This is a genomic window from Streptomyces sp. NPDC001508 (assembly GCF_040298665.1).
GTDB lineage: Bacteria > Actinomycetota > Actinomycetes > Streptomycetales > Streptomycetaceae > Streptomyces.
Genome location: NZ_JBEPAP010000091.1, coordinates 22,715 through 30,175 on the forward strand (window position 1 = coordinate 22,715; position 7,461 = coordinate 30,175).

The 7,461-nt window shown below is 64.6% G+C and carries 6 protein-coding genes and 1 pseudogene; 4 read left to right on the plus strand and 3 right to left on the minus strand.

The features are described from left to right. Window position 1: 1 nt before the first annotated feature. The 3 genes and pseudogenes from ABT245_RS42605 to ABT245_RS42615 form a co-directional block, all read right to left on the minus strand. Window positions 2-1,546, minus strand: coding sequence for an ABC transporter substrate-binding protein (locus ABT245_RS42605; RefSeq protein WP_351745540.1), 1,545 nt, complete (start codon window positions 1,544-1,546; stop codon window positions 2-4). Window positions 1,547-1,845: 299 nt separating this feature from the next. Then, window positions 1,846-2,545 (minus strand): annotated as a pseudogene (locus ABT245_RS42610) (metallophosphoesterase); the annotation flags it as partial. A 2-nt stretch (window positions 2,546-2,547) separates the two neighbouring features. After that, a complete protein-coding gene (locus tag ABT245_RS42615) occupies window positions 2,548-2,739 on the minus strand; it encodes an SCO4848 family membrane protein (protein WP_351745543.1) in 192 nt (63 codons plus the stop codon). A gap of 38 nt (window positions 2,740-2,777) precedes the next feature. Between ABT245_RS42615 and ABT245_RS42620 the strand changes: the two genes are divergently transcribed. The 4 genes from ABT245_RS42620 to ABT245_RS42635 all read left to right on the plus strand — a co-directional run bounded on the left by ABT245_RS42620 (window position 2,778) and on the right by ABT245_RS42635 (window position 7,385). Continuing rightward, on the plus strand, window positions 2,778-4,520 hold the full coding sequence (locus ABT245_RS42620; RefSeq protein ID WP_351745545.1) for a recombinase family protein: 1,743 nt from the start codon (window positions 2,778-2,780) through the stop codon (window positions 4,518-4,520). Between the two features lie 186 nt (window positions 4,521-4,706). Beyond that, window positions 4,707-4,928: a hypothetical protein gene (locus ABT245_RS42625; protein ID WP_351745548.1), complete on the plus strand. Its 222-nt coding sequence runs from the start codon at window positions 4,707-4,709 to the stop codon at window positions 4,926-4,928. A gap of 1,256 nt (window positions 4,929-6,184) precedes the next feature. Further along, window positions 6,185-6,445: a hypothetical protein gene (locus ABT245_RS42630; protein WP_351745551.1), complete on the plus strand. Its 261-nt coding sequence runs from the start codon at window positions 6,185-6,187 to the stop codon at window positions 6,443-6,445. 253 nt (window positions 6,446-6,698) lie between these two features. Continuing rightward, window positions 6,699-7,385, plus strand: coding sequence for a hypothetical protein (locus ABT245_RS42635; RefSeq protein WP_351745554.1), 687 nt, complete (start codon window positions 6,699-6,701; stop codon window positions 7,383-7,385). The last annotated feature ends 76 nt before the right edge of the window (window positions 7,386-7,461 follow it).

The following is a 7,461-nucleotide window of genomic DNA, read 5'->3' on the forward strand; positions in this document are numbered from 1 at the left end:
CTCAGATCCAGTCCAGCTGCCAGAGCCGGAACACGCCGGTGCCGTCCGAGAGGTACTGGCCACCGCCGACGTCCTCGCTGCTGACCACGTACTCCTTGCGCTGCCACAGCGGGATCAGTGGCACGTCGGTGGCGATGTGCGCCTGTATGTCGCGGAAGTCCTGGGCGACCCGGCTGCGGTCGGCGTACTGCCGGCTGTCCTGGATGAGGGCGTCGACCGCCTTGTCGGTGTAGCCGGTGTTCATGGTGGAGCCGGTGCCGACGAGCGGGGAGCCGAAGGTGTCCGGGTCGGGGTAGTCGGCGACCCAGCCGACCGCCCAGGCGTCCATCGTCCCGGCGGCCCAGCGCTTTTGGAAGTCGGTCCACTCGTACCCCTTGACGTCCACCTTGAACAGGCCGCCCGCCTCCAGCTGCTTCTTCAGCGCGGCGGACTCCTCGGCGCCCGCGCCGCGGCCCTTGCCGTAGCCGAAGGTGAAGCGCACCGGCAGGGTCACCCCGGCCTCGGTGAGCAGTTCCCTCGCCTTTTCGGTGCTCTGCCTCGGGTAGGTGTCGAAGAACGACGTGGTGTGGCCGGTCAGGCCGGTCGGGATCAGCGAGTACAGCGGGTCGACGGTGCCCTCGTACACGGTGGCGGCGAGTTCCTCGCGATTGACCAGCCAGGCCATGGCCTGGCGCACGCGCGCATCGTGCAGCGGTGAGTTCGCGTGGGTGTTGAGGTACAGGTTGCGGGTCTCGGAGCTGTCGGACTCGGTGACGCGGTGGTTCGGGTCGCTCGGGTTGAGGCCGGACAGGATGTTCGGCGGCAGCGTGCGGGTGGCCACGTCGATCTGTTTGCCCTGCCACGCCTTGTCGAGGGCCTGCGAGTCGGCGTAGTACCGCAGTTCGATGGGCTTGCCGGGGCCCTTCTGGTTGCCCTTGTAGTCCGTGTTCGGCGCGAGGACGGCCCGCTGGTCCTTCGTGTACGCGGTCAGCCTGTAGGGGCCGGTGCCGTCGGCCCCGGAGCCGGTGCGCAGGCTGTCCGCCGGGTACTTGTCCTTGTCGACGATCGCGCCGGCGCCGGTGGCCACCTTGAACGGGAAGGTGGCGTCGGGCGAGGCCAGGTGGAAGGTGACGGTGGTGTCGCTGTCGGCGCTCACCGAGTCCAGGGTGGAGAACAGCGACGCCGGACCGACATCGGAGTTGATCTTCTTGACCCGGTCGAAGGAGTACTTGACGTCCTCGGCCGTCATCGCCCGCCCGCTCGGGAAGGCGACCCCGTCGCGCAGCGTGCACCGGTACGTCTTCAGGTCGCTGCCCTTGAACGCGCAGCTCTGCGCCGCGTCCGGCACGGGCTGTACGCCGCCGGGTTCGAACGTCAGCAGCGACTGGAAGAGGTTGCTGAACAGGGCCGAGGAACCGGCGTCGTAGGCGCCTGCCGGGTCGAGCGATGTGACGGCGTCCGTGGTACCGACCGTGATGGACTTGTTCTTGTCCCCTTGCGACGGCAGCAGTTGCCAGCCGCCTACTCCCACGACCGCCAGTACGAGCAGCGTCACGAGAATCCGCATGCGAACCGATCGCATGGTGGTGCCCTCCCCAGGCCTTCCGCGGCCCTACCCCTGGCCTTGCACATGGGCCACTTCCCCTTCGTGGCGCGGCTCACCTAATCACACGTGTTTCACCTGGGGGAAGAGCAATCGGGCGAGATGTGCGAGAACTTACCTCGCGACGATTACCGCCCGGTTTCACAAGGTGCTCACAGCGGCCGGGCCGAGCGCTGCCGCCACCTCGTCCGCACCGTCATGACCTGCGCTTTTCCATGGGTTCACCCGCGCTCATGAGGGCTCGGCGGCACCGGCGTCCGCGCTCAGGCCTGCCGGGACGCCAGTTGTACGACCGTGATGTCCGACGGCGCCCCCACCCGGGTGGGCGGCCCCCACGCGCCCGCACCACGACTGACGTACAGCTGGGTGTCGCCGTAGCGCTCCAGACCCGCCACCGTCGGATTGGCCGCCGCCGCGAGCAGACCGCCGGGCCACAACTGCCCGCCATGGGTGTGGCCGGAGAGCTGGAGGTCGACACCATGGTGTACGGCCTGATGGATCTGCACGGGCTGGTGGGCGAGGAGCACACACGCGCGTGCGGGGTCGCGGTCGCCGAGGGCTCTGTCGTAGTCCGGGCCCTGGCCCTCGCTCTCGCCCCGTACGTCATTGACCCCGGCGAGGTCAAAGCCGGGCAGTTCGGTGCGGGCGTTCTCCAGCGGGCGCAGCCCGAGCCGGCGCACCTCCTCGCCCAGTGCCTTAAGGGCCTGGGGGGACCCCCAGTTCGGCGCCGGAGAAGTACTCGTGGTTGCCGGTGACGAAGTACGCCCCGTGCCGGGCCGAGAGCTGCGCGAGCGGCGCCGCCGCCGGACCCAGGTCGGGGACGCTGCCGTCCACCAGGTCGCCGACGACCGCGATCAGATCGGGCTGGGTCGCGTTGATCGTGTCGACGACCCGCTGCGCGAAGCACCGGCCGAGGACCGGCCCGAGGTGAATGTCGCTGACGACGGCGATGCGGAACCCGTGCGTCATGGCGTCCGGCGCGGTGCGCGCAGCCCGCGCAACCCGATGCCCCCGATGGCCGTCCCCCATACGAAGGAGACGACCGCCAGCAGCAGATGCACCCAGAAATAGGCCGTCGGATGCCCGTCGTCGAAGGCGAGTCCGCTGCTGTCCTTGACGAGGTTCTTGACGAAAGCCTTCCATGCGAAACTAACCACTACAACCGGATCACGATGAAAACGGCAGGTGAGAGCGCATGACGCCCTTCGTAGCCCTCCCGGGTAGTGAGGCGCTGGACACGGTTCGAGTGGCTGTGTACGCCCGGCAGTCCAAGGCACGGCCTGACTCATCCGAGGCGTCCCCAGAGGCGCAGTTGTCCGCAGGCGAGGCGCTGGCAGCTAGTAGAGGTTGGGAGGTCGTTCATACCTTCAAGGACGTCGGTAGGTCGGGTTGGGATCCAAAAGCGGTCCGCCCAGGCTTCGAGGAGCTGATGACTGCCGTACGTGGTGGGGAAGTTGATGTGGTGGTGGTCAACGAACTGTCTCGGCTGACCCGCAAGGGTGCGCATGACGCACTTGAGATCGACAGCGAGTTCAAGAAATACGGCGTTCGGTTCGTCTCAGTGCTTGAGCCGTTCCTCGACACGTCCAACCCCATTGGTGTTGCCATCTTCGCTCTCATCGCTGCACTGGCTAAGCAGGACAGCGACATCAAGGCAGAGCGCCTGCGCGGCGCCAAGGATGAGATCAAGGCCGTGGGCGGTCGGCATTCCAGCTCTGCGCCGTACGGTATGCGCGCTGTCCGCGAGAAGATCGGCAACCTGGTGGTGTCGGTGCTTGAGCCCGACGAAGACAACCCGGAGCACGTCGAAATCGTGGAACGCATGATTTCGATGAGCTGGGACGGAATCTCAGACAACAAGATTGCCACCACACTTGAGGCAGAAGGGGTGCCCGCCCCCGGCAATGCAGAGCGCCGCGCCACTGAGAAGCGACTCGCATCTATCAAGAAGCGCCGTGTTTCCAGCGAGGAAAGCTCGATTCGCTGGCGCGCTCAGACCGTGCGTTGGATTCTCAACCATCCCGCCATCGGTGGGTTTGCCAGCGATCGAGTGAAGCGAGGAAAGGCGTACGTTAACGCCGTAGCCCGTGATGAGTCCGGCGCGCCGCTGACGCCACACAGGGGCATCATTGCTGGGGCTAAATGGCTTGAACTGCAAGAGTGTCGGAAGAAGCGCAGCAAGACCAATAGGAAGCCGGGTGGGGAGGCTACGCCAAGGTTGCTCAGTGGGTGGCGCTTTGCACGCTGCGGCGTCTGCGAAGGTTCCATGGGGCAGACCAAGAACAACGGTGGGCAGGACTATTACATGTGCTCCAACCCGAAGGGGCACGGTGGACTGAGCATCAAGCGCGAGATCGCAGATGACTTCGTGGCCCGAGTCGTATGGGCACGGCTCGAAAACGCCGATATGGACGATGCCGAAGACAGGGCATGGGTTGCGGCTGCTGCTCTTCGGTTCGCTGCTCAGACGGACTTGGCAGGTGTACAGGAAGAGCGGCGGGAAACAGCAGCGCATCTTGAGCACGTCAGGCAGTCCATTGCTGAGCTTCAGTCGGACCGCAAGGCTGGCTTGTATCGAGGCCGGGATGAGCTGGGCACTTGGCGGGCCACAATGGAGCAATACCGGGCCTACGAAGATCAGTGCATTGCCCAACTCGCAGAACTGGACGAGATGACAGCGAGCACGGTGCAGATCCCCGCCGAGTGGTCTGAGCCGGGGGAAGACCCACTAGGCCCTGGGTCGCCGTGGGCGGGCTGGGACGTGTTCGAACGGCGGGAGTTCCTCGACCTGTTCCTGATTGGCGTATCCATCGGCGCCGGACGCGACCCGGAGACGAAGAAGTACATCCCGGTTGAGGACCGGATCACTCTGGACTGGCGTCCCCTTCTGACGAATGAGGAAGAAGACGCAGACGAAGAGGCCCTAGCGGCCCTCTGACATGGGCTTCCCGGAAGCACTCGCCGGATAGACCCCTGAGAGCGCCGCTGAGCGACTTCTAGCCCCGTCTGGCCCTAGTGGTCGGGCGGGGCTTTTCGTAGGCGTGGAACGGCGCGCAGGACTTTCGCATGTGGCTCTGAACTTTCGTAGGTGACGGTTCATCAGGTAGCGATTAGCCTGCGCCGTATGACACGCGAACAGCGAATAGCTCAGTGGCAGGCTCAACAGGATGCCGACGAAGCAGCGTTCCGGACAGAGTTGGAGTACCGGCGCATCACGCGCCGTCTCGATGCCCTGTACGCCGCTCTGAGGGCCGGGGATGACTCGGTCCTCACCCGACAGCGGATAGCCCGCCTTGAGGCGCTGCAACAGGCATTCATGGGCTTCCCAGAAGCGCTCGCCGGATAGGCCCCTGGGTGCGCTCCTGGGCGACTAGTAGCCCCGTCTGACCCCAGTGGTCGGGCGGGGCTTTCGCATGGCCGCAGACGGCCGTTAGGGCTTTGGGTGACGGAGGCGCACAGGTGGACGGCGCGGCGCTTTCGCAGAATTCAGATAACGGATTGATAACGGGTGAAGTAACGGACCGTTACCTAACTGTCTGCTGAGGCAGCGGGAGTGACGAACAGCAGAGAGGGACTCAAGATCAACATAGCCTCTGACCTGCATAAAGTGGTGAAGTGACGATTAGGCCCCCACTTCTCATTTAGCTCCCGCATATAGGAGGCAAAACCCAAAGTAGGGTCCGAATCGTCACAACGTCACTTAGGTAACCCTAACTCGCCCTAGGTGGTAATCCACTCGCTAGACACATATAGAGGCGGCTACGTCCCCGCCCGCTAGCTCAACAACGCCAGCACGAGTCTGCCGATCCGTGAAGTTGAGCGCCCCGAGGGCGAAAGCCCCCACTGAACCGAAGCCCCTGGCTTGGTTGCTCCTCGCATGCGTACTGGCGTTCACATGTGGGTTGAGCCGCCAAGTCAGGGGCTTTTTGTTTTCCCAGCGAAGGGGACGCGAAATGACTCGACTATCGAGCTACGACGGCATGCACAAGCGACTAGCCCGGCGGTACGGCTCTGCCCATTCCCATGCATGCGCGTGGTGTGGCCGTACCGCTGATCAGTGGGCATACCAGCACACCGACCCGGACGAGATACACGACGGCCGCCTATGGTCCGCCGACGAGTCGCACTACCGGCCGCTCTGCCGCAAGTGCCACCAGCAGCTAGACAACAACTTCCGCGCCGTGAAGTTTGACCGGTGCCTACTAGCTGAGCGGGTCAAGCTACTGCGCGAGCAAGCTTGGTCCGCTGTAACCGACGAACAGCGCGCACATGAACAGCACCTACGGGAAGTCACTGAGCGAGCCCGCACGGCATTCAGGGGCGGTTCCGGAAACGTCCGCCTCGGCCGCATTCACCGCTAGCCGATGGGGGGTTCTCATGCCGCTGCTACTAGCCACCCCGGGGCGCGTGAACGGGTAATCCGCGCATCCACCTACGAACTTTCGTACCTGCCTCGCGGGACCCTGGTTCATCTCTCTGGCCGGGGTCCCCTTTGCGTTCGCTGATCAAAGTCAACGACCCAAACATGCCTGCTGATCAGGCAATACCCCTCAGCCAACTGAAATCCCCACTTTTCATGCGCACAGAACCAAGGAAGACGCCATGCCTACTCCCGCCGACGTTGCTGCACAGCGCCAGCGCAAGCCCGGAAGTGCTCAGACCCGCGTAGCGCTGGAATCCGTCATACGCACTCTCGCCGACTCAATTGACGCTGACAGCGAATCCATCGACCTTGACGCCGTTGTCACGCTGACTCGCCTAGTCGATCCCGTGGCGAAGCTGACGCAGGCTCAGGCCGCTTACACAGCAGCCCTGAATCAACGTCACGCACAGCGCATTTCGGAGGCAGTGAACAATGCGTGATTACGGCCCCGCGCTACTCGCGGTTATCGAGCCTGCCCCCGGTAGCACCGTCATCCGCCGTGATCTGTGGCAGGCATTCAACGCGGCTGCCCGTGATCACGGACTTCCCACGCTCCCCGCTGGCGAATTCACCCGCCTACTCGGTGCTGCTGGCATTCGCCCCTACCGTGTGCTGTACGCGCCGGGAAAACGTCGGTACGTAGTGCCGAACGTTGCCATCAATCCCACCTACGCCCTTTAAGGAAAGATCCCCATGACCGAGAATCAGACCAACCTTTCCAGCGACACCACAGCGCCTGTCGGCTCCGAGGCCAATCCCATCGTTGTCGACGTCCGCCCATTTGCGCCGGATGCTGTCGACACGGCCATTGCCTCTACAGGGGCTGCCGTTGGTCGCTATGAGGCTGCATTCCGCTCCTCCGCAGACCTGAGCGCCAACCTGCCTGCCGACCTGCGCCAGATCGTCAGTGAGGCTGCCAGCGCCATCACGTCGACCCTGGCGACTGCCAACAACGGCCGGATCAAGGCTGACGACTTCCGCGCTGACGTGCGGCTGTACCCCGAGGGCCGCGAGATGCTCGCCAGCGAGGCTCTCAAGGCCGCGCGAGACAAGGTGAGTCAGTCGTTCGAGGACGCCGATGCACGCCTGCTGGTGGCCGATGCGTCGCTCTATGAGGCTGCCCGCCCACGCCTGTCCGCCGAAGCCGCCATGCCCGCCCGCGCTGATCTCCAGATGATGACTCAGCGCCACATGGGCAGCCCCGCCACGCTGGCTGACGTCCTCAAGCGCTTTGCCCAGCGTGGTGACGCCGTGGGTGCCCTGGTGGCTGACTCGACGTACCTGGGTGACTTCCTGGCTGCGAATGGCCTTGATCCGGAAGTCAGCGACTCGATCCGTACAGTTGTGCGCGCCGAGGTCGTTAACCTCGATCTTTCGTGACGGTCCGTCGGTTTCTCTGGCGGGCCGTTTCGGTCGTCCGGGCTGATCACGGGCAGGTGTATGGCCCGGCTGTCGC

Coding starts and splice junctions, on each gene's coding strand:
- ABT245_RS42605 (WP_351745540.1), bottom strand. CDS start 1,546: ATGCGGATTCTCGTGACGCTGCTCGTACTGGCGGTCGTGGGAGTAGGC.
- ABT245_RS42620 (WP_351745545.1), top strand. CDS start 2,778: ATGACGCCCTTCGTAGCCCTCCCGGGTAGTGAGGCGCTGGACACGGTT.
- ABT245_RS42625 (WP_351745548.1), top strand. CDS start 4,707: ATGACACGCGAACAGCGAATAGCTCAGTGGCAGGCTCAACAGGATGCC.
- ABT245_RS42630 (WP_351745551.1), top strand. CDS start 6,185: ATGCCTACTCCCGCCGACGTTGCTGCACAGCGCCAGCGCAAGCCCGGA.
- ABT245_RS42635 (WP_351745554.1), top strand. CDS start 6,699: ATGACCGAGAATCAGACCAACCTTTCCAGCGACACCACAGCGCCTGTC.